General features: G+C 35.2%; 19 protein-coding genes. 4 read left to right on the forward strand and 15 right to left on the reverse strand.

The annotated features are described in order from the left end of the window. Nucleotides 1-112: 112 nt before the first annotated feature. The 4 genes from HCN53_RS02040 to HCN53_RS02055 all read left to right on the forward strand — a co-directional run bounded on the left by HCN53_RS02040 (nt 113) and on the right by HCN53_RS02055 (nt 8,594). Nucleotides 113-3,397 (forward strand): T9SS type A sorting domain-containing protein, encoded by a 3,285-nt coding sequence (locus tag HCN53_RS02040; protein ID WP_167341854.1) that lies wholly within the window; start codon nt 113-115, stop codon nt 3,395-3,397. A gap of 69 nt (nt 3,398-3,466) precedes the next feature. Beyond that, nucleotides 3,467-5,404 (forward strand): polysaccharide biosynthesis protein, encoded by a 1,938-nt coding sequence (locus HCN53_RS02045; protein WP_167341855.1) that lies wholly within the window; start codon nt 3,467-3,469, stop codon nt 5,402-5,404. A 5-nt stretch (nt 5,405-5,409) separates the two neighbouring features. Beyond that, complete coding sequence (locus HCN53_RS02050) at nt 5,410-6,192, forward strand: polysaccharide biosynthesis/export family protein (RefSeq protein ID WP_167341856.1); 783 nt, start codon at nt 5,410-5,412, stop codon at nt 6,190-6,192. An 8-nt stretch (nt 6,193-6,200) separates the two neighbouring features. Next, nucleotides 6,201-8,594 (forward strand): GumC family protein, encoded by a 2,394-nt coding sequence (locus HCN53_RS02055; RefSeq protein WP_167341857.1) that lies wholly within the window; start codon nt 6,201-6,203, stop codon nt 8,592-8,594. 17 nt (nt 8,595-8,611) lie between these two features. Here HCN53_RS02055 and HCN53_RS02060 read toward each other — a convergent pair whose 3' ends face one another. The 15 genes from HCN53_RS02060 to HCN53_RS13165 form a co-directional block, all read right to left on the reverse strand. Further along, a complete protein-coding gene (locus tag HCN53_RS02060) occupies nt 8,612-9,346 on the reverse strand; it encodes a tyrosine-protein phosphatase (RefSeq protein ID WP_167341858.1) in 735 nt (244 codons plus the stop codon). A gap of 4 nt (nt 9,347-9,350) precedes the next feature. After that, nucleotides 9,351-10,736, reverse strand: coding sequence for a tetratricopeptide repeat protein (locus HCN53_RS02065; protein ID WP_167341859.1), 1,386 nt, complete (start codon nt 10,734-10,736; stop codon nt 9,351-9,353). A gap of 101 nt (nt 10,737-10,837) precedes the next feature. Continuing rightward, nucleotides 10,838-12,028 (reverse strand): aspartate aminotransferase family protein, encoded by a 1,191-nt coding sequence (locus HCN53_RS02070; protein ID WP_317168787.1) that lies wholly within the window; start codon nt 12,026-12,028, stop codon nt 10,838-10,840. Then, nucleotides 12,018-13,718 (reverse strand): OstA-like protein, encoded by a 1,701-nt coding sequence (locus tag HCN53_RS02075; protein WP_167341860.1) that lies wholly within the window; start codon nt 13,716-13,718, stop codon nt 12,018-12,020. The genes HCN53_RS02070 and HCN53_RS02075 overlap by 11 nt, the downstream gene beginning before the upstream one ends. Nucleotides 13,719-13,725: 7 nt before the next feature. Next, complete coding sequence (locus HCN53_RS02080) at nt 13,726-14,514, reverse strand: hypothetical protein (protein WP_167341861.1); 789 nt, start codon at nt 14,512-14,514, stop codon at nt 13,726-13,728. Beyond that, a complete protein-coding gene (locus tag HCN53_RS02085) occupies nt 14,511-14,744 on the reverse strand; it encodes a DUF6095 family protein (RefSeq protein ID WP_060522665.1) in 234 nt (77 codons plus the stop codon). Before HCN53_RS02085 ends, HCN53_RS02080 begins: the two co-directional genes overlap by 4 nt. Before the next feature lie 2 nt (nt 14,745-14,746). Next, nucleotides 14,747-15,562, reverse strand: coding sequence for an N-acetylmuramic acid 6-phosphate etherase (gene murQ, locus HCN53_RS02090; protein WP_167341862.1), 816 nt, complete (start codon nt 15,560-15,562; stop codon nt 14,747-14,749). A gap of 22 nt (nt 15,563-15,584) precedes the next feature. After that, nucleotides 15,585-16,721: a 3,4-dihydroxy-2-butanone-4-phosphate synthase gene (gene ribB, locus HCN53_RS02095; protein ID WP_060522662.1), complete on the reverse strand. Its 1,137-nt coding sequence runs from the start codon at nt 16,719-16,721 to the stop codon at nt 15,585-15,587. Nucleotides 16,722-16,767: 46 nt separating this feature from the next. Then, nucleotides 16,768-18,198, reverse strand: coding sequence for an LptF/LptG family permease (locus HCN53_RS02100; protein ID WP_060522660.1), 1,431 nt, complete (start codon nt 18,196-18,198; stop codon nt 16,768-16,770). A gap of 1 nt (nt 18,199) precedes the next feature. Continuing rightward, complete coding sequence (locus HCN53_RS02105) at nt 18,200-18,865, reverse strand: LolA family protein (protein WP_240919377.1); 666 nt, start codon at nt 18,863-18,865, stop codon at nt 18,200-18,202. Further along, complete coding sequence (locus HCN53_RS02110; RefSeq protein ID WP_167341863.1) at nt 18,846-21,287, reverse strand: FtsK/SpoIIIE family DNA translocase; 2,442 nt, start codon at nt 21,285-21,287, stop codon at nt 18,846-18,848. Before HCN53_RS02110 ends, HCN53_RS02105 begins: the two co-directional genes overlap by 20 nt. Before the next feature lie 79 nt (nt 21,288-21,366). Further along, nucleotides 21,367-21,744, reverse strand: a complete 378-nt coding sequence (locus HCN53_RS02115) for a diacylglycerol kinase (RefSeq protein ID WP_085774569.1) — start codon at nt 21,742-21,744, stop codon at nt 21,367-21,369. Further along, on the reverse strand, nt 21,745-22,245 hold the full coding sequence (gene tpx / locus HCN53_RS02120) for a thiol peroxidase (RefSeq protein WP_042278615.1): 501 nt from the start codon (nt 22,243-22,245) through the stop codon (nt 21,745-21,747). A 2-nt stretch (nt 22,246-22,247) separates the two neighbouring features. Continuing rightward, the gene (locus HCN53_RS02125) at nt 22,248-22,772 is read right to left on the reverse strand and encodes an NADPH-dependent FMN reductase (protein WP_167341864.1); all 525 of its coding nucleotides are present in this window, start codon (nt 22,770-22,772) and stop codon (nt 22,248-22,250) included. A gap of 67 nt (nt 22,773-22,839) precedes the next feature. After that, on the reverse strand, nt 22,840-23,283 hold the full coding sequence (locus HCN53_RS13165) for a cytochrome c (protein ID WP_394335646.1): 444 nt from the start codon (nt 23,281-23,283) through the stop codon (nt 22,840-22,842). Nucleotides 23,284-23,443 lie beyond the last annotated feature (160 nt).

The following is a 23,443-nucleotide window of genomic DNA, read 5'->3' on the forward strand; positions in this document are numbered from 1 at the left end:
TTTTTCTATTAACAACCCAAGCCATTTTATTTAATATAACCTTAATATTCAGAGCTTAAAAAAGAGTTAAAAACAGACTATTTTTGAGATCTAATTAACTATTAATCAACTTATGAAAAGAATTTTACTATTAGTTGTGTTATTTACTAGTTTGTATTCTAACTCTCAAACGGTCTTCTACACTCAAGATTTTGAAGTTTCTCAAACAGGATATACCAATACACCAAATCAAACGCCAGATGCTGATCCTGGTGATCAGTATTTTAGCAATGCCGTAGCTACTAATACATCAATATATGAGAGTGGTTCACAGTTATATACGAACGTTACCAACAGCTCACTTTTTGTTGGAAGTGCTCCCAATGTAATTAATTCAGGAAATCCAGGAATTTTGTTACTAGATCCCATTTCAGTTTCAAATGCGACAGATGTTGAGATCTTAGCTGATTTTGGTGCAGTTCCTAATGACTGGGACGATGTTGATGGGCTTTTTATGGAATATAATTTTGATGGAGGTCCGTGGCAACCTTTACTTGAATTTAGTCATTCAAATGGTTCAAACGATCCTCTGGTTCTACAAGTTAATAATGGTGTAGGGACAACTGATTCGGCTACTGGATTGGTTTTAACTTTTAACCTACAGACAGTTAAAGCTACCTTGGGATCGACGGGAAGTATTTTAAATGTTAGAATAATATGTGATTCAGGTAATAATTACGAGGCATTTGGAGTTGATAATATAATTGTAAGAGGTACTCCAGTCGGAGGTAACCCAGCTCCTGGTATAGCTAATGTATCCGTTTCTCCAAACACGCCAACATCAAGTGATAATGTTACCATTAGTGCTGATGTTACTGATGACGATGGAATAGATAGCGTTGTATTAAATTGGGGTACTTCGAGTGGAAGCTTAGGGAACTCCATCGCCATGACTGTGTTGTCAGGTGATACTTATACTGCTGATATTCCAGCTCAAGCTAATGGTACTGAAGTTTTTTTTGAAATCGTAGCTACTGACGACAATGCTAGTCCAGAGATTACTACTACTATCGAAGCTTCTTATCAAGTCTTTGATCCAGAACCTCAAGGTTTTGGCGTTCCAAATACAGATGTTAGATATACCATTGATTTTGGTAACACCGTGGCAAATGTTAATAACGGTAGTTTTGATGGATCCGGTTTAGCTCAACTTCCATCAGCAGGTCAATTGGATTCAAATACTTTCTCCTTTGACGGATTTAGTGAAGGAGATACAGATTTTGATGCTGACTACACTTCAGGTGATTATGCCAGAGGTCAAACTACAGGTGGCGTGAGTGGTGGTGGTTTGTATGCCTTTGATCTAGGAGGAGGAAATACAGCACTTGGAATTCAGCCTACAGGTTCAGATTTTACTCCAGGTACGGTCTATTTTAAATTTAGAAACGATACAGGCGAAACCATAACTAATATTTCTGTTGCTTATGATGCATATTTCTTAAATAATGAAAATAGAACAAACAGCCTGATACTTGCTCACGGTCCATCAAAAACGAATCTTACTTCAGTTACTGATTCTTTTATAGAAACGGGAATTGGACAAGATGCCGTAGAAGAGTGGGAACGTAACTTTGTAACAGCCGATATCACAGGTCTTTCTATTTTAGATGGTGAAACCTATCTTATTGCTTGGGAATCAAATGATAGTGGTAGTGGTAGTTCCGATGAATTAGCTATTGATAATATACAACTTGTAGTCAACCCAACATCAGAAAGTCCAAGGCTTTTTGGAGACGTTAATTCTTTAACTGTATTGGGAGATGTAATTGTTAGTTCAAGCAGTAGCGTAAAGGAATTTGTTAATCTAGTAGATGGTGTGGTATCGACCAATGATAACTTAAGTTTATCCAGCTCAGACGGAGCAAGCGCTTATGTTGCAGAGGTAACAAATGGTTCATTGAACGGTGATTTAATAGTGGAGCAATTTTTTCCAGCTAGACGTGTATTTAGATTCGTTTCTTCACCAGTAAACATGACATCTTCGGTTTTTGATCAATGGCAACAATCGGGTCTTAATCCAGGAGATGCTGGTTATCAGGATAATGTAGGAACACAAATTACAGGTGGAATGGTTTCCAACGGTTTTGATCAGTCGCCAACAAACAATCCATCGATTTTTAACTTTGACAACTTGCCGTCCCAAACATGGAATGCAGAAGCAGCTACAAATAATTTAAATTTAAATGCCGGTGACCCTTTAAGATTATTTATTCGTGGTGACAGGTCTGTAGATTTAACATCGGCCACTCAAACCGCAACGGACACTAAATTAATAACCAAAGGAAGTTTACAAACAGGAGATGTGGTAAAATCTTTTTCAAATACCTTATCTAACGGAGAGTTCTTATTTGTAGGAAATCCATATCCTTCACAGGTTGATTTCAATTTGGTTTTACAAGATGGTGGAACAACTGATATTAATGCAGCTAATTACTACGCTTGGGATCCAACTGTTCAAACTAATGGTGCTTACGTATCCTATGACTTTGGTTTGGGAATAAATACGGTAGCAGGTTCACAAGTTGATGAAAATTTACAGCCTACTCAGGCAGTATTTGTTGAGGTAAGTGATGATAGTACAACTCCTTTTGATCCACAAATAACATTTAAAGAGTCTCACAAGATTGCTAGTAACCAAACTAATGCTGTTTATAGATCTAGTAGTATGGACTACTTTAGAGTTAATTTGAGTCCAATAACTAACGGAGCAACTATCGCCGCCGTAGATGGGACTATTGCTAAATTTTCTAATCCTACTTCTTCTACTATGACCAAGTTCATGAATCTTAATGAAAGCATTTGGATTGAAGATAATAATGAAAATTACTCGATAAACTCCTATGGTTTACCATTTGATGGGATGGAAATTCCGTTGAATTTATCTGGATTAATAAATGCTCAATATGAGCTCTCACTTGACCTACAGCTTACAGGTACTAATCTACAAGTAGTTTTAGAAGATGCTTATACTAATACTGAAAAGGTATTAACTGCTTCAGATAATACGTATGTGTTTAGTCAAGATCCTGCTACTACCTCTAGTTTCACAAACAGGTTTACCATCAAGTTCACTACTGTGACATTAGGACAAGGTGATATCGATTTCGCGAAAGCAGTAACCATGTATCCAAATCCTATTAGTAACGGTGATGTATTAAAAATGAATGGTTTAAATCCATCATCATCATACTCCTGGAGTGTAACCGATCTAAGAGGAAGAGTTTTAACTGCTAATATCCAAAAAGGTAGCGAGATTATGAATGATGGATTGTTAATTACGAATTTGAAGTCGGGTGTTTATCTCGTGCAATTGGAATCCAATGGTTCCCTAGCAACTCAAAAAATTGTGGTTGAGTAATCTTACAAAATTTAAGAATAATTAGGAAAGGTAATCCGTACGGATTACCTTTTTCTTTATTTTTGCGGCATGAAGTGGAATTACTTTAAAAAACGATCAGCCAATGTTTTGTGGGGTGAGAAAAGCTCTTTGAGTTTTAAAAATTTGAATTACCTACCTAGATGGGTGATCCTTACCATAGATCTCACCATAGTTCTTATCTCCTTTTTATTGAGTTTTGCCATTATAAACCGCATCACTCCTAATTTTTATCATGTACTTACTCTAGAGCAACAAGGCTTAACTATTGGTTTAAGTTATTTGATGTTCTTTTTTATTTTCAGTACCTATTCTGGTTTAATTCGTCACAGTACGTTTGTAGATTTATTTAAAGTAGCGGTGGCTTGTAGTTCGAGCATTCTTTTACTTTTAATAATTAATTATCTGTATTACTTCACTTTTCATTCAAAGATTTATTTAGTTCCTTTTTTACTGGTAGATCTTATGGTGACTTTTACCTTATTATTTGCTTTTCGATTTACCGTAAAAGGTTTCTATAAGCTCTTTTCTACTATCAATACGGAGTCCATTAATGTCCTAATTTGGGGCGTAAATGATAATTCAATTGCTTTGGCTGAGGCAATTTCCATATCGGATAATGCAAAGTACAACTTAAAAGGATTCATAAGCTCCTCTAAAAGGATGGGGCGAATTAAGATTCAAGGTAAGAGTGTTTTTAAAAACGATGATGAATTATATGAGAATATCGCTCCCTTGAAAATCGGCGGAGTTATTATAGCTGATAATACGATTTCTCGCAAAGAAAAGAACAAAATTGTCGATAATCTACTAGCCAAAGGACTTAAAGTGTTCAATGCTCCTAAAATTGATGAGCTAGACGGATCCTCTAATGTGAATGAAAGTATTAAGAAAATACAAATTGAAGATCTTCTAGAGCGTAATCCGATAAGATTATCAGACGATAAAATTAATGAATATTTAAGAGGTAAAACAATTCTCGTTACTGGTGGAGCAGGATCTATTGGAAGTGAGATTGTCAGACAAATTTCAAATTACAAGCCCAAGAAAATTTTGGTGTTAGATCAGGCTGAGTCACCACTATATCATGTTGAAATAGAGGTGAAAAAAGCATTTCCTGAGCAGGAATACGATTTTCTTTTGGCCGATGTTAGAGAGCATCATCGATTAGAGTCTATTTTTCAGAAAAATGATATTTCAGTTGTTTTTCACGCGGCTGCTTACAAACATGTTCCATTAATTGAACACAATCCTAAGGAAGCTATCAATGTAAACGTTTTGGGAACTACACATCTTGCAAATTTAGCAGTTAAGTATGAAGTGTCTAAATTTGTGATGGTAAGTACTGATAAGGCTGTTAATCCAACTAATGTGATGGGTGCGAGCAAACGTTGTGCCGAAATGTACGTACAGTCTCTACAAAAAGAAAATCATAAAACTACTTTTATAACTACCAGATTCGGTAATGTACTTGGTTCTAATGGATCGGTGATACCTTTCTTTAAAAAGCAAATTGAAGAAGGTGGACCTGTAACAGTTACTCATAAAGATATTATACGTTTCTTTATGACTATACCAGAAGCCTGTCAATTGGTACTCCAAGCCGGGACTATGGGTAAAGGAGGTGAGATTTTTGTGTTTGATATGGGTAAACCAGTGAAAATTATGAGTCTGGCAGAGCGTATGATAAGGCTTTCTGGGTTTGAACCGAATGTTGATATAGAAATAAAAGTAATAGGTTTAAGACCTGGTGAAAAACTCTACGAAGAATTGTTAACTGATGAATCGACTACTTTACCTACTCACCATGAAAAAATCATGGTAGCAACGGTGGACTCATACCCATATACCGACATACAGAATAATATCAAGGACTTAAAAAAGCTTACTTTAGGTTGCAATGATGAAAGTATTGTTTCCAAATTGAAGGAAATTGTACCTGAATTCAAGAGCAATAACAGTATCTTTGAGGCCTTAGACAAAAATTAAATTACATGAAAATTGCTAAGCTTAAAAGCTTAATACTATTACTTGTCCTTTCAGCTCTTTCTTTTTCGTGCACGACAAGAAAGCAGATTGTATATGTTCAGGATATTAACGAAAATCTTCCTGTCGAAAATAGCAATTATGAGGTAACGATTAAACCCGACGATTTACTACGTATTACTGTGACGACAGATGATATGACCACGGCTCAACAGTATAATAAGTTTGTTCCTGCGATAAATCAAAATACGACCCAAATTGTCAGTCAACAAATGCTAGACGGTTATTTAGTAAAACCTGATGGAACAATCACATTTCCAGAGTTAGGGGAAATCTTGGTTAAAGGTAAAACCTTAATGGAAGTCTCGGAATTATTAACCTCCAAGCTCTCCAAATACCTTAAACAACCTGATGTCGAAGTGAGGTTACTGAATTTTAAGTTTACTGTAGTAGGAGAAGTAAATCGTCCAGGGACTTATGATTTTAAGGATAATCGAATTTCGCTTATACAAGCGCTGGGATATGCTGGTGATTTAACTATCGATGGTAAAAGAGATGAAATTTTGATTATTCGTGACAACGAAGGAAATCAGGAAACCTTGAAAGTTGATTTAACTAGTTCGGCCTTTATAAATAGCGAAGCTTACTATTTAGAACAAAATGATACGGTTATTGTACAACCAAACGGTGCTAAAGCTAGTTCAGGTGGTTATACTCGATATGCGGGTGTCTTCGTGAGTATAGCGAGTTTAGTATTATCAGTAATTATTTTAATTACACGCAATAATTAAAAATCAAGATGGAGTCAAATCATAACACCAGTCAAAAAAATATAAACCTGGCTGATCAATTAAAACCTTATCTAAAAGCCAGTCCATTTATACTTCTTTCTATAATATTCTGTGTGGTAGTTGCATTTATTTATTTACGATATACCGTAAACGAATATTCTGCTGATGCTTCTGTAATTATAAAAGATACTCAAATGGGAGGTGGAATATCCGAACAATTGGCTTTAGGAGATATTGATGCTTTTGGAGCTTCTTACAATTCTTTAGAAAATGAAATGGAAATTTTGAAATCTAAAAGATTGATAGAAGATGTTATTAATAAATTAGATCTTGCCACTACTTATCAAGTCCTAGGCAACATAAAAGATTCGTATGTATACAAAGAATCTCCAATTATAATAAAACCTCTAACGGATAGTTTACATTATAAAATTGAAAAACCAATAAAGATTTTTTTAAAGGACTCTAATGATGAGAACATAAATTTTAGATTATCGGAGAAAGATCCTTGGCAAAATATTAAATTTGGATCTCCACTATCTATAGCTGAAGATATAGAAATATTGTTATTACCAAATATTTCTAAATCTCATCATAATAAAAGTGATAATGTAAATGTAGATAATTTAGAGTTTCAATTTAAGTTATCTCCAATCAAGAGAACTATTTTATCTTATCAGTCAAAATTAAAACTTGAAAAAATAGATAAACGAAGTAGTGCTTTGAAACTTACTTTTACAAACGCTAATAAAACTAAAGCAGTTGATTTTCTCAATACTCTAATAAGCATTTATAATAATGATGCGATTCAGGATAAAAATATTGTAGCCTTAAACACTATAGAATTTATAGATGAACGTTTAAGAGAAGTTCAAAGAGATTTGGATAGTGTTGAAACCACACAGCAATCTTTTAAGTCTTCACGTGGAATAACAGATTTAACTGTTGAGGCAGGGCTTGACTTGCAACAATCTACTGAATTACAGGCACAGATAACTGCAGTTCAGTCTCAAATTGAAATGGCAAAATCTGTGAAAAGGTATATGAGAACTGATACCAATACTACCCTACCAACTGGGATTGGATTGGAAAATTTCACCATAGCTGATTTATCAGAAAAATACAATACTTTGGTATTAGAATATAATAAACGTTTAGAATCAGCTACCAAAGAAAATCCGGTAGTGATTAATTTGGCAAGTCAGATTGATGCGGTAAAAAGCTCCATTGAAAGTTCAATAGAATCTTATATTAAGAACTTAGAGATTAAGTCCAATAACTTAAAATCGCAAAAGACTAAGGTAGCTGGACAAATTGCCACTGTTCCAGACAATGCACGATACAGTAGAAGTATTGAACGTAATCGTATGGTGATAGAAGCAATCTATTTGTTACTAAAGGAAAGAAGGGAAACCACAGCTATTTCTGTGGCTTCGGCTACTCCTAAAGCTAAAATAGTGGATAGAGCGTGGGCCAAAGTAGATCCTGTTTCACCAAAACCAAAAATAATTTATTTGGTGGCGTTAGTTATTGGATTTCTAATCCCGGTTACTATAGTATATCTTAATACTCTTTTTAAAAATAAAATTGAAAGCCGTAAAGATCTTGAAAGATCATTACCAGAGACAGCAATATTAGGTGAAATCCCAAAACTTGCTAAAGATGATAAGGATCGTATACAGACGAACGATAGATCCGTACTTGCTGAGGCATTCCGAATTCTTAGGACGAATTTAGCTTATAAGCTAAATGCTTTACCTGAAGAGCAACGTGCTCAAAAGGTTCTAGTCACATCAACGGTAAAAGGAGAAGGGAAAACTTTTGTAGCCTTTAACTTAGCACTTACTAATGCTTATTCAGGAAAAAAAGTATTATTAATAGGAGGTGATATTAGAAATCCACAATTACACAGGTTTTACAACAAACAATTTAAACGCAAGCGTGGAGTAACAGAATTTCTGACTAATGATTCAATCAAAATCAAAGATCTTGTTATTACCGATCCGGATAATTCAAATCTAGATATAGTACTGTCTGGAGCTATACCGCCGAATCCAGCGGAACTTTGGATGCAAAAAAGAACGCAAGACTTATTTAATGAAGCTGAACTTGATTATGATTTGATCATCATCGATTCGGCACCAACTATTTTAGTAACCGACACCTTGTTGATTAACAAATACGCAGATGTTACCGTTTATGTAACTCGTGCCGATTATACAGAGTTTTCATTATTAGAGTATATTTCAGATACTCTGAAATCTGAGAAGATTAAGAATGCTGCATTAGTGATTAACGATGTTAAGATGGCCAACTTTGGTTATGGTAATAAGTATGGTTACTCTTACGGAGCAGAAAAACAAAGTTTTTGGACCTCTTTGAAGGAGAAGTTTAAAAGATAATAGACCAAACCATTTTACTAGGAATTAAAACTAAGCTGATGGTTCTCCATCAGCTTTTTTGTTGCAGGTACCCACTTGCTCTTAATTTGAATGTTTTTCAATTTTTCCAAATGTTCTGGCTTGTGAGCATCGGTTCCTATGTAGCTGTAGTATCCTTGAAGTAAGTATTTTTCCGCTTTCGCGAAAGCATCCTTACCATAATGATCACTTAACGATAATAAATTAAGTTGTAACTCAAAACCTCTTTCTATCAAACTCTCCATTTTTGAACTTCCAAAATACCGATAACGTTCTGGATGAGCGAGTATCGGAATTAAGTCCATAGAACACATTTTAAATACAAGATCGTTTAAATTTTGTGGTGGTTGAAAGTAACTTAACTCGGTTAGGATATAATTATTTTTGATACATAAATATTTATCTTGATCGAGAAGGGATTCAAAACTACTATCCATCATATATTCAGATGCGGCATGAACAATAAAGTCACGAGCGTGTGTACCTTCTAATTCTTGTTTGATAGTAAGAAAATGGTTGGTAATTTTTAAATCATCATTGCCGTAGTAATCCTCCATAGTGTGTGGAGTAGCTATAGCGTGTTTAAATCCACACGACTTCATTCCTTCTACCATTTTTAATGTCATGTCTAAATCCTTAGAGCCATCATCAATATTGGGTAAAATATGATTGTGAATGTCGGTTAATCCGTCAATCAAATCAACAAGGAAATGCTTTTTTGAAAAAAAGAACATATAATTATAATCCTGTTATTAACTGTTGTATTTCATCGGACTTATACACCTTGGGGAAAAGTAATTCAAAAGCAATGATTTGTTCAGGTTCAGACTTTAAACAATTTTGCAAATAATACTTTCCCTTGAAAGGTTTCCCGGTGAGATAGTAAACTCCGCTCAATCTACATTCTAAGTCTGGATTATTAGGATAAAACTCCAGACCATGTTCCAAGGTAATAATGGCAGCTCGCCATTCTCCAAGTTGAATTAGAATATCTGCACGCTCTATCCATGTGTCAAATTCATAATTTCCTAATTCGATAGCTTTTCTATAACCGTATTCAGCCTCTTCAAAAAAATTGAGTTTGTTATTTAACACTGCAAATCGAATCCAGTATAAAGCGTTATCACCATCTATTTCTATTGCTTTGTCTAAATAGCTGAGCGCTCGTTGATAATTTAATCTCTCTGTATAAAAATCCACAATGGCTATCCAACCTTTGTCTAAGAGTGGATCTTCTTTTACGGTACGTTTTAAATATTTAATCGCCTCTTCTTCATTCCCTAATTTAAGATGACACTTTCCTAATCTCAGGTAGGCAAAAGAAGTTGGATCGTCTAACCCTAGGGTAAGCTCATAATTAAAAATGGCTTCGTTGTATCGCCCGAGTTTTTCAAGGACTTTACCTTTTTCTAAATAAGCACCGACAAAGGTATCATCAGATATTATAGCAAAATCAAATGCAGAAAGTGACTTCTCATACTCTTTAAGGTCAAAATATTGCTTTCCTACTTGATGCCAAGCTACCTCACTATAAGGATTGGAGTCCAAATACTTGTTTAAATAGTCTATCGCCAGCTGATTTTCTTTTAAAAAATCAAAACAGTAAATGATGTTGTATAACGCAGCATAGTCTTGATCGTCTAGCTCTATACACTTCATAAAGTTCACCTTAGCATTAGAATAATCCTCCATAAATAGAAATTCCATGCCTATCAAATTATACACATCAGCTTGATCCTCGGTAAGGTCCAAAGCTTCATTTAATAATTTTATTGCCTTGTCGTGATTCTCAGTCTTTGAATAAATATTTGCCTTTTGAATAAAAAGTTCGGCATTATTGGGCTCCATTTCATATAGCTCATCTAAAAGCGCATGAGCCTCTTTAAAATGATTATCAAAAATGAGCATTTCTGCCTTGAACAAACGTATAGTAACTGAACTAGGGTGTTGTGATAATGCTAGACTAATGGCCTTACGAGCTGTAACCATTTGCCCTACATTAAGATAGTGTTCTATGATTTGCTCAAATTCGTCACTATCGAAAAATCCTACTTCATTACTGCGTAGCATAAGTTCAAATTTCTCAATGCTGTGCTCGTGTTCATTATTATACTCAAAATGCATAGGCAGAATTTTAAAAATTCGCGTACTTAAAGTTGTAAATATTATTGGTTAGTCAGCGGTTGTGCTTCAAAGTGTTGTCAACAAATTATAAACAGGCTTATTTAGCTGCTATAAAATTCATCAATAGTTTCTTTTAAAACCGCACAGGCATGATCAATTTCTTGATCAGTAACTGTATAAGGTGGACTTACACGTATTGCTCTTTTTTCAAACAACAATAGGAAAAAGATGACACCTTTCTCTCTACATCTATCCACAATTCGTGCCGCATATTGATCGTCAGGTAAAATAGCGGCAATCATAGCACCTTTTCCGCGTATTTCCTTTATGATATTGTGTTGTAAGCTTTCGCGAAAGCGTAATTCTATTTCCTTAACTCGTTCTGGATACCCTTCGTCCTCAATAGCTTGCAAGGTTGCCAGGGCAGCAGCGGCTATAACGGGATTTCCACCAAAGGTAGTTATGTGACCCAGCATAGGAAACTCTTTAAACTGTGTCATGTGTGACTGTCTGGCAGTGAGAGCTCCTATCGGTAGTCCACCTGCTAGACCTTTTCCAGTGATAACCATATCTGGTATGATATCATGTTGTTGGAAATAGCAGAAACTTCCTGTGCGCCAAATCCCTGGTTGAATTTCGTCAACGATTAATAATGTCCCTGTTTGATTGCATCGCATTCGAAGTTCTTGCAACCAGTGACTAGAAGGCACTTTAAAACCAGCACCACCTTGAATAGTTTCAATAATTACCGCAGCTGTATTTTTAGTAATTAATCTTAACTCTTGAACACAATTAAAGGTAATGTGGTGAACGTCTGGTAATAGTGGTCTGAAAGGTGCTTTACGCTCTTCATAATCCATTAATGCCAGAGAACCGGTTGTATTACCATGATACGCATTTTTCATAGCAATAATTTGTGATCGACCGGTAACTCTTCTAGCTAATTTTATGGAAGCTTCTGTAGCCTCTGTTCCGCTATTTACCAGATAAGTAGTGTCTAATGGACTGGGCAGTAAGGATGCAATTTTTTTACATAATAGGGTAGCAGGTGACATGGCATATTCTCCATATACCATAACATGCATATACTTATCTAGTTGATCCTTGATAGCTTTTACAACAGCAGGATGTGAATGTCCTAACGGTAAAGCACTTACACCAGCGACCATATCTAAATATTTATTGCCATGAGTATCAAAGAAATAGTTCCCATTTGCATGGCTTATTTCTAATCCTGGAGCAAATGGAGTGGTTTGTGCTTGATATTTAAAGAAATCTGATTTAATTCCCATTATTTTCTTCACCTGATGGTTGCTGTAATTCTTTGGACTGATTTTCTATACGATTTTCTAGTTCGCCATTTTGCAAGACCGAATTCTCATTAAGTTTTCCATCCTCTTCATCAAAAAAACCTTCATCCAGTTCAGGTAAAGGAATTCCTTTAATTTTTGTGAGTACAGGTGATTTTTTGCCTTTGAATAAATCAGTTTTTGTAATTAATCGTTCATCACCTCTCCAGTTAAATCCTCGCAGAGTTCTAGCATTCTCTGGTAATTCTTTTGGTGGATAAAGTATGTCTTCAGAATTATCAGCAGGAGAAATGATGGATATAGCCTTGTCTTCAAACTCTATTTCCATGGTTCCACTTGTACCTTTATTAATTCCTATTAATTCCTGTTTGTCGTTACGGCTATAAATGAGGTTTTCTACATTTTTATTGAGAAAAACTTTATCTAATTCATTGTTCTTGAAAAAGCCAGTCAATTCCTTTCCTTTAATTTGGTTAAAGCCACCACTGGAGTCTTGATCAATGATAAACGCGTTATAGAAAACTCTTAAACTATCTAACTTTTCGGTTTTGACATTACTTTGTAAGAAAATCGAATCACCCGTCATTTGACTTTTACCACTCCACAGTATTGGTTTCCTAATCATTTTGGTTAATCCAGTGCTTTGTCTTGTGGTTATAGAGTCACATTTACCGCTTAAGTCTGTTTTAAAAAGTCTTACATCGTTATAACCTCTTACAAATCTATTGTCTTTGGGACCTGTAACAATTAGTAGGTTTGCAGTCATGTAAACGCTATCTTGCTGTTCTATCGTAATAGCTAGTGGACGTTTAGTTATCATAACAGAATCCTTATCTCTGTAAACTTCGGCGTAATGTCCTTTGATGATACTATTATTGATCGTATCGGTCACAACTATATTGTTAGTTGCGCTTGCAAAATTTCTGGGCCTACTGAAATAAAGACTATCGCCTGTAATAGTTCTCGTGTTGTAGTCTATTCGTGAGTTTTTTACAAAATAACCTGTATCACCTCGAGTATCATAGAAACCTCGTTCACAATATACCTTACTGGTCTTACCTGTTATGGTACTAGGTCCATACATAAAGGCATGTCCATTTTCTTCGTAAAAATCTAGATGATTCGAGTTTATGGTATATTCAGGATTAGTTACTACAACATCGTCTATAAATCGGTACTTCTGCTCTTGTATGTAAAATCTTCCTACTCGGCTTGTTAATGTGCTAGCACTATCTCTAACGGTACCACCAGACCTATAATAAGCTTGCTGTTTTATACGATTGAAAAATAGAGTGTCGGTAGTTAAACGAGTATCGGGTGTAATCATATTTACCTTTTCACTCGCGAATGCTAATTGGGTATTACCATTATATTCGGCATAATTACATGTCATTGTGATACTATCACCTTGTTTCATGATAACGTTTCCTACTGCGCGTAAAAAGTTGTCTTTTTGATATAAAACAGCTCTATCGCAAGTCATTTCAATACCTCGATGATTCACTACAACCCTACGAGCATTATCCTTAGAATAGATAACTGCATCGGGTAGGACTGCTTCATCGATAGTTTGATATCCTGCAGTTACCCGGATAAGGGAATCTACTGGCTGTTCTTGTGCTGTGAGCGCTTTCGCGAAAGCGAAACATAAAAAGACAATGAGATATTTCAATCTTTATTTATTTTATTTGAATCCAGTCAACAGGAGAATTGTTTACTGAAGTTGATGTATAGGTAACGAGACTAGGCCTTGCGGTATTGTCTACTTTAACAACCTCTTGTACGCTATAAGTAATTAAATTCCAACCTTTAAGTAGGTTGATGTCGTACTTATAATTAGTTGTAAAAATAATAGTCGAATAATCTTCAACTAGATTGTCTTGTTGGTACTCACCTTTAATTAAAACGGGATTATTAGTGTAAATATAATATGAAAGCCATCCTGTTTGGGTTTGAGGTATTGCTTGAATCTCATTTTTAATGAAGGCAGCGCTGCTTGCAGGAGCAATTAGAACTTGATCATCAACATCATCTTGCGCCACTTCAAAAGTATAGAATTTACCGGCAAGGCTTATTTGTGAATCTAAACCTTGAGTTTTTAAGCTATCATGAGGAAGAAATAATTCTGCAGCGTTAGAAAGCTCTAATTCATATTCGGCAGAGTCGCTTTTGTTGTATTCTTCAAATTTATTTGAGGAAATTTTATTAAAACTAGGTGGTAATTGAAAGGTGAACTTTCCACGGTCATCCACACTTCCTGTGTTTTCTGGTTGAACATAGAATCCCAAAATATTAATAGGACCTTTATCACCTTCATAATTAATTACGTTACCAGTTATCGTTGCTTGTTCGACAGGTTGTACTATAGACTCCTTAGATGTTGTTTGAGTTTCACCAGTAGCATCTGTAGCATTGTTTTGTTTGCACGATATTATGGAAATGATTAATAGTAGATAGATAAATTTCATCTTGACTTTTTGGTTTTAAACATAGCATCTAATACGGTCATAATACCACTAAAAATTAAAAATATGGCCAATATACTAAAGGCTATTCCTGGCATGAGAAAAATGATGGGATGGTCACTTCCTGCTCCTAAATAAATTAAAATAGGACCAGCAAATATAAATAGGACACTTAATGCTAGTCTTTTAAGTCCTTTTCCTAGTATTTCTTTATCTGTAGATGGCTGTTCCATAATTAACACATGCCATAATTATCCAGTGCAGCTCTTACGCTTCCATGTTCTAGCAATAAGTTATGAGCCTTCTCATAACCTAGACCTGTTTTTTCCATGATCATTCTTGTACCACGATCTACTAATTTATCATTGCTAAGCTGCATATCTACCATTTTATTGCCTTTTACATGACCTAACTTGATCATAACACTGGTACTAATCATATTCAGTACCATTTTTTGAGCAGTACCAGCTTTCATACGGCTACTTCCTGTAACGAATTCTGGTCCTACGATAGGAACTATGGAATCATCGGCTATTTGATCAAGTGGACTGTTAAGGTTGCAGGTTATCGCTCCGGTATGTATACCTAATTGTTTACAAGCTTGTAAACCTCCTATTACGTAGGGCGTTGTTCCACTTGCAGCAATTCCTATGACTACATCTTGGGCATTTATATTGTATTTCTTTAAGTCTTTTATAGCTTGTTGATCGTTATCCTCTGCATTTTCAACAGCTTTTCTAATTGCCGCATCACCACCTGCGATTAATCCAATAACTTTGTCATAAGAAACACCAAATGTAGGTGGACATTCACTGGCATCCAATATGCCTAACCTTCCACTTGTACCAGCCCCAATGTAAAATAAACGACCACCAGAATTCATTTGATCAACAATACGATTAACTAGTTTTTCAACAGCTGGCAGTACTTTTTTAACAGCTACTGCAACCTTGTGATCTTCGGCATTGATGTTTTCAAGTAAAATTGCCGTTGACATCGTCTCTAAATTTTGATAAAGCGAAGACTCTTCTGTTGTTTTTTTGAATTGCATAAAAGCTGAGTAGTTCTTTTGATTAGTAATCGGTAGTATTCACTACTTCTAGGCCATAACCAACCATTCCAATACGTTTACTTTGCTCAGAATTGGTCATTAAATCTAATTTACTAATGTTTAAATCATGTAAGATTTGCGCGCCTATTCCATAGTCACGATTGTCCAGTTGTTTACGCGGCGCTTTTACTTGTCCAGACTCCTGAATTTCCTTGAGCGTTTCAAGTCTAGCTAGCATATTTTCTGGTTCAAACTGTTGATTGATAAATACAATGGCTCCTGAACCGCGCTCATTGAGTTTATGAAACATCGCATCTAGTTTTCTGTCAGCTTCAGAGGTTAGGGTAGAGAATAAGTCGTTATTAACTTTGGTACTATTCATTCTTGTTAAGACTGTTTCATCGTCATCCCAACTTCCTAATGTTAAGGCCAAATGAATTTGCCCATTTGTAGTTTGTTGATAGGCTCTTAAACGATATTCTCCAAATCTTGTGGTAAGCATGAAATCTTCTTTCTTGATAATCAAGCTGTCGTTTTTCATGCGGTAGGCAACAAGATCCTCAATAGAAACCAATTTTAGATCAAACTTTTTTGCCACTTCATAAAGTTGTGGAAGTCTAGCCATGGTTCCATCTTCATTCATGATTTCTACAATCACTCCTGCTGGTTCATGACCTGCTAGTCTTGCAAAATCAATGGCAGCTTCAGTATGACCAGTTCTTCTCAAAACGCCACCGTCTTTTGCTCTTAAAGGAAATATGTGACCTGGTTTACTAAAATCGTGAGGTCTAGTATCTGGATTAATTAAGGCTTGAATAGTTTTGGCTCTATCACTAGCGCTTATTCCAGTTGTTACTCCATGACCTCTTAAATCTATTGAAACTGTAAATGCAGTTTCCATAGGGTCGGAGTTATTAGTTACCATGGCTTGTAAATCTAATTCTTTACATCTTGAGTCTGTAATAGGAGCACAAATCAAACCACGACCATGAGTGGCCATAAAGTTGATCATTTCTGGTGTTACAGATGCTGCACTAGCCAAAAAATCACCTTCATTTTCACGATTTTCATCGTCTACAACAATGATTACTTTACCTTTTTTAATGTCTTCTATTGCGTCTTCAATGCGATCCAGCTTAATTTCTGCAGGAGCAATCATATCTTTAATTTTTAAGGAGTAACAAAGATAAGGATAAGCAAGATGCCTATGCCTTATTTGGCTTTTTTTTGAATATTCTAAATAGGCTATCCATAGCACCACCTACATCAAAGAAACCTTGATCTGAAGTCGCTCGATAGGTAAGAATAACCCCAATAGGAAATATGATCATGGTACCCAGCCATGCACCTAACCATACAGGAATAGCACCTCGTGTGGCAGACTGTTCAGCACCAATGTTAATAAAGTGATAGGTAAGGAAAAACACAACAGCAACTACAAGAGGTAGTCCTAATCCACCTTTTCTAATTATTGCTCCTAACGGAGCACCAATAAAGAAAAGAATAATACAGGCTATACCTAGTACGTATTTTTTGTGTATTTCTATTTCGTGTTTCCACAACCGTTCATTTTCAGTTTTTTCAAAGGATATCCTACTTTGAATGGCAGATCGATCAGATTTAGATCTATTAATCGCATTTTCAATAGCCCTGCGTTGATCAAAGATGCTCATCGTATCAAAGAAGTTTTCTTTGTAAACAATCGAATCAATTTCTTTAACTCTATTGTCTATATTTTCAGGAGTCCATTTAGTGTGTTGTGTTTGATGATACACTTTCATATTTTGCTCAAAAGTGTTTACAAAAGTGTCTATACGTTCTTTCAACTCGTTTATTCGTAGCATCTTTTGATTGTCGGTGACAGTTTCCGTATCTAGATCTACCTCGTTAAGTTCAGAAACGTCAACATTCAATTCGTATTCCTTAAACTCACCCTTGATAAAAGGAAGGCTTATACGTTGTTCAGCAGTTTTGGGAATCATTTCTTCGTAATAATTACCATCATAAAGTACCAGCTGGATTACGTCACTTTTTAAACTACTTTTAAGTTCACCTTTTTTACTTTTTATTACCGTAAAATTTCCGGTACGATTAGGTGTTTTTTTATGTATTATCACATCTTCTAGAAATCTACCATTATCACCAGATTTCTTGGTCACTTTAATATTATAGTCTCCTAATTGCTCAAAAGAACCTTCAACGATAGCCATAGCTGGCTTCATTCTTTTAATATTATTAATGAGGTTTTTTTGTTTTAAATTACCCCATGGTATCACTGTATTTGCAAAGAAAAATGATGTGACACCTATACTAAGTATAATTATAGTAAGAGACCTCATAGCACGTTGCAATGAAATACCATTGGATTTCATGGCTGCAAATTCATAGTTTTCTGCCATCTCACCAAATACGAGTAAAGCAGCTAACAGCACACTCAAGGGTAATGATAAAGGAATCGTAAGTGGTATATTGTAATACAGAAAGAGAAAAATAGTTTCTGCATCTAGATCTTTACCAGCTAGGGCCTTTATATATAACCAAATAGCTTGTAAAACTAGAATAAACGTAAATACAATAAAGACGCTTAAAAACGTCTTTGTAAATTTAGTTAATATGTAGCGGTCTAGAATTTTCAAATTAGTCCAACTCTTCTATATCGTAGCCGCTGTATTCTTCTTTATTAAATACAAAAGAATTCTCAGGCAAGGGCTCATTTACCTTCAAAGATTTAATGGTAAAGGTTATAACTGTCCCGTTCTTTTCAGTAACAATAACTTCATTAATATGCTTTGTATTGGAGTCTATACCTATTAAAACACTTTTGTAATTGCTATCTGATTTAATTGGAGTAAGTTTTACAAATTGTATTTTACGACCGCCTACATTTTTGACAATATCCATCTTTTTATTATAGCCTTTATTGTAAAAGGATAACATGTTTGATGGTGTTATAGATTGTGCATTGTCATCATCTAGGGTTGATACTGTAACCTGCTCATCCTCGCTATTAATGACATACTGTTTAGTACCGTCAAAAATTATAGTGGTTCCTAAATAACCTACGTTATATTTTTCGCCAGACATTCTCGCACTTCCTTGAATGTCCATATTAGTTTTACTTTTTGCGTTACGTAAATTCCCTTTGTACAAAAAGCTGATGTTTTCATAGGATTGGAATTTTGCTGTTACTTCATCAAGTAATTTTTCTGCTTTAGCATCTTGTGCTGTTACCGCTTTCGCGAAAGCAAAAATCATAAACACTGCTGTAATAATGTGTTTCATTTTAGGAGTTCTTTTCTTCATTTAACAATTGTTCTAGAGAGTTTAAATCCGGTACTAGGACTTGTCTTGCTTTACTACCTTCAAAAGGGCCTACAATTCCTGCAGCTTCTAATTGATCAATAATACGACCAGCTCGATTGTAACCTAACTTTAACTTACGTTGTAGTAAAGAGGCGCTTCCTTGCTGTGCCGTAATAATTACCTCGGCTGCATCACGGAATTTACTATCTCTTTCTTCTATGCTTATATCAAGACTCGTGCCACCATCTTCTCCTACATACTCCGGAAGTAAGTGAGCATCAGGATATGCTTTTTGCGAGCCTATAAAGTCGGTAATTTTCTCAACTTCTGGAGTGTCTACAAAGGCACACTGAATCCTGATTAATTCATTTCCAGCGGTGTACAACATATCTCCACGGCCTATTAATTGATCGGCTCCACCGCTATCTAGGATGGTACGGGAATCAACCTTTTGCATTACTCTAAATGAAATTCTGGCAGGGAAGTTTGCCTTAATCATACCAGTAATTACATTAACCGATGGTCGTTGAGTAGCAATAATCAAGTGAATACCAACCGCACGTGCAAGTTGTGCAAGACGAGCAATAGGTGTTTCTACCTCTTTTCCAGCAGTCATTATCAAATCGGCAAATTCATCTACAACCAAAACTATGTAGGGTAAAAATTTATGCCCATTTGCAGGATTAAGTTTACGCGATTTAAACTTGGCATTATACTCCTTAATGTTACGACACATAGCATCCTTAAGAATATCGTATCGTTGGTCCATTTCAATACACAAACTATTAAGTGTGTTGATTACCTTAGAGTTATCAGTTATGATAGCATCCTCACTATCCGGTAGTTTTGCTAGATAATGGCGTTCTATTTTATTAAAAAGAGTAAGCTCTACTTTCTTTGGGTCAACAAGAACAAATTTTACTTCGGCAGGATGCTTTGAATAAAGCAATGAAGTAAGTATACAGTTTAGTCCTACCGATTTACCTTGACCGGTGGCTCCAGCCATTAATAAGTGAGGCATTTTTGCCAGGTCAACAACAAAGGTCTCGTTTGAAATATTTTTACCAAGTGCAATAGGTAATTGCATTTCGGCTTTTTGAAATTTAGGAGACGAGATCACCGATCGCATCGATACGATTGACGGCTTTTGGTTAGGTACTTCGATTCCTATAGTTCCTCGACCTGGAATAGGTGCTATAATTCGAATACCTAATGCACTTAACGATAATGCAATATCGTCTTCAAGATTTTTAATTTTAGAAATACGAATCCCAGCTTCAGGTACAATTTCATAAAGAGTAACTGTAGGGCCTATGTTTGCAGTGATTTTTGCGATACCTATTTTGTAGTTCTTAAGGGTTTCTACAATACGATCTTTATTGGCTGCAAGTTCTTCTTCATTAATAGTGATGGTTTTACCTTGTGAGTAATCCTTTAATAAATCAATAGGAGGGAACTGGTAGTTACCCAATTCAAGCGTAGGGTCAAACTCTCCAAAATCTTCTACAAGCTTTGAAGCTTTATTATCTATAAGTTGCTCTTCATCAATTACTTCACCTACTTCTAGATCGACTTCCTTTTCTGTAGTTTTTAAAGTAGGTTCAAGTTCTGGTGATAGTTCCTCCTCTTCTTCTTGAGCAATATTTATTTCCATATCACCACTTTTCATGGTGGTAGGCTGCTTTTTTATTTCGTTTTCTGTAGTTGGTTCACTTGTCGTAGTGGCAGTATGTGTAACAGCTTCTTCCCAGTCTTTTTCTTCATCTGTAGATTCAATATGGGAGGAAACATCTTCTATCGAATTTTCCACAGTTTGTTTTGCTTTAGCAAAACGAGCAGCAATCTTCTCTGGAGTAAGTTTTAATCTTAGAGTTAAGTATACAATCGCAAAAAAGGTAAGAATAAGTATACTTCCTATTAGACCTACATAATCTTGAAGTAGGTCATTAATTTCAAAACCTACAGTTCCTCCTAATAAAGCACTGTAATTATGGAAATATCCTAACACAACACTCAACCATATCATAAGTAATAATCCCCAAAACCATAGTTGCAGGATACGCTTTCGCGAAAGCGATAAAAAGTTCTTGCCTGCTGCAAATAAATAGACACCTGTGAGTATAGTGAGTACAGCGATTGAAAATGCGGCTATTCCAAAACCTTTATAAACAAATATATCGCCTAACCAAGCACCTAGTTGGTTGAGCCAGTTTTTTGTCACAACTGCACGATTTCCTAGATCTACTAGTTCACTTTGATCTTCTCTCCAAGTAAATAGAAAGGACAAGAAGGAGAAAAAGAATATGGCACCTAGAGCCATAAGTCCAGATCCAAGAATAACCTCTTGTCTACGTGTAAGAGAAAAGTTTTTGATTTTAGAAATCAACGATGGTGGAGTAGATGTTTTCTTTTTGCGCGCCATGAATTATAATGAACGAACAAAAATAACAATATTGTACATTCCTTAAACATTTGAAACGTACAGATATCAACAGGATTTATTAACTAAATAGTTCTACGATATAAGGTATGTAGATGATTAGACCTACAATACTTGCTGTTATTGCGGTTATAAAAACAGCTCCTGCTGCTATGTCCTTGATGCGACCTATTTTTTCGTGGAATTCTGGATGAATAAAGTCGGCAATGCCTTCAATGGCAGTGTTTAAACCTTCTAAACTCATTATGCCTCCTATACACATGCATTGTATCATCCATTCTAGCCTTGTGATATTAAATACAAAACCAGCAATTGTCATTATAACACCGATGATCGCCTGTACTTGTATACTAGGCTCTGATAAAATAAGGGCAAAGGCTCCTTTAAAAGCATAGCCCACGCCCTTTATTCTACCAATGATAAATTGTTTTAAATTCAATTATAAAAGTGATTTAAGTGCCGAAAGATAGTCAGGTTCATCAGCAATTTCACCAACTTGCTGATTATAGATTACTTTTCCTTCTTCGTCTAGAACTACAACGGCTCTTGAGTGAAAACCTGATAATGGACCACTTGTCATTTCTAATCCATAATTTTTACCAAATTCACCTGTTATAACATCGCTTAAATTGGTAACGTTTTCTATATCCTCGTCGCTAGCAAATCTTTTTTGAGCAAACGGTGTATCTCGTGAAATACAAAGCACTGCTGTGTTATCAAGTTCAGTCGCTCTTTTATTAAAGTTTTTTACGCTTGTTGCACAAGTGTCGGTATCTATACTAGGAAAGATATTAAGCACAAGGCGTTTTCCCTTAAAATCGTTTAAAGTTTTAGTGTTAAGATCTGAATCTAACAATTGAAAATCTGGTGCTTGTGATCCTACTTCAGGTAACGATCCTGATGTAGATATTTCATTGCCTCCTAATGTTATTGTAGCCATAATTATTTTATTTTATGAAGTAAATCGTTTAATGCTTGTTTAATATCTGGATTGATTATACCCTTTTCAAGATCAAAGTTTTCATTGAATGAAGGTACGGATAAAGCTCCTATTACACTAGCGTCATTTCTAGGGAATCTATCTCTAGCTATTTCCAATACCGTAGATGCACCACGTGATCCTGGTGAAGTAGCTAGTAATAAGGTCTTGCGATTATGAAATCCTTTTGTATCTGGCACTCTAGATAACCAATCAAAGATATTTTTAAAAGCCGCTGTATAACTTCCGTTATGTTCTGCAAGAGAAAAAATTAAAAAGTCGCTATTTTTTATTTTTTGGGATAATTCCAGAATTTCACTGGGTATACCTTTTTCAATCTCTTTGTCAATACCGTAAATAGGAACCTCGTATTTATTGATGTCTATTAACTCTACATCTAAAGGAGCTAATAGAGTAGCAACATGAGTAAGCAGTTTCTTATTTATAGATTGCAAACTATTACTAGCCGCAATTGCAAGTATTTTCATTATTAATATTTAAAAGTAAAAATACCTTAGAATATAAATGTATGGAGTTGTGAAAATGTTAATGTGTTTATTTAGGAATTTCCACGTAAGCTAGTATAGCATCAATTTGCTCGTTTGATAATTGAGGGAATGCATTCATATTACTTTGATTCCATTCATTGTAAAGTTTTACCGCTGTTGGATCACCACTTGCTATTAACGCACTGCTATTTTTGATCCATTTATATAACCATTCTTTATCTCTTCTTTCTGTGACACCATGAAGAGCAGGTCCGGTGGCCTTTTTGTAACGTTTATGACAGCTAGCACAGTTTGTATTGAATAGTTCTTTTCCTTGTTTTTGGACATCGGTAAGTTCTACAGCAGGTTTACTCACAACTGCTACTTCTTGAATAGGAGCAGTGGTTTGGGATTGCGTCGAAACATAAAACGCAGTACCAAATATCACTAACACAATCATTAACAATAAAGTGAAAATAATTCCAATCGCTTTGGATAAATCTTGAAACATGTTTTTTTATTTTAGTCTAGTTTAGGCCGTTATAATTACAAAGAACCCAACCTGATCATACTGATCGTAATTTGGTTTATAATTATTGAAAACCGCTATCGTTTTAACAGTATAAAAGTAGTTGACAATTTGTTGACTGCTTTTTAATTGGGATTAATTT

The sequence above is a fragment of the Nonlabens sp. SY33080 genome (assembly GCF_011784885.1).
Lineage (GTDB): Bacteria > Bacteroidota > Bacteroidia > Flavobacteriales > Flavobacteriaceae > Nonlabens > Nonlabens tegetincola.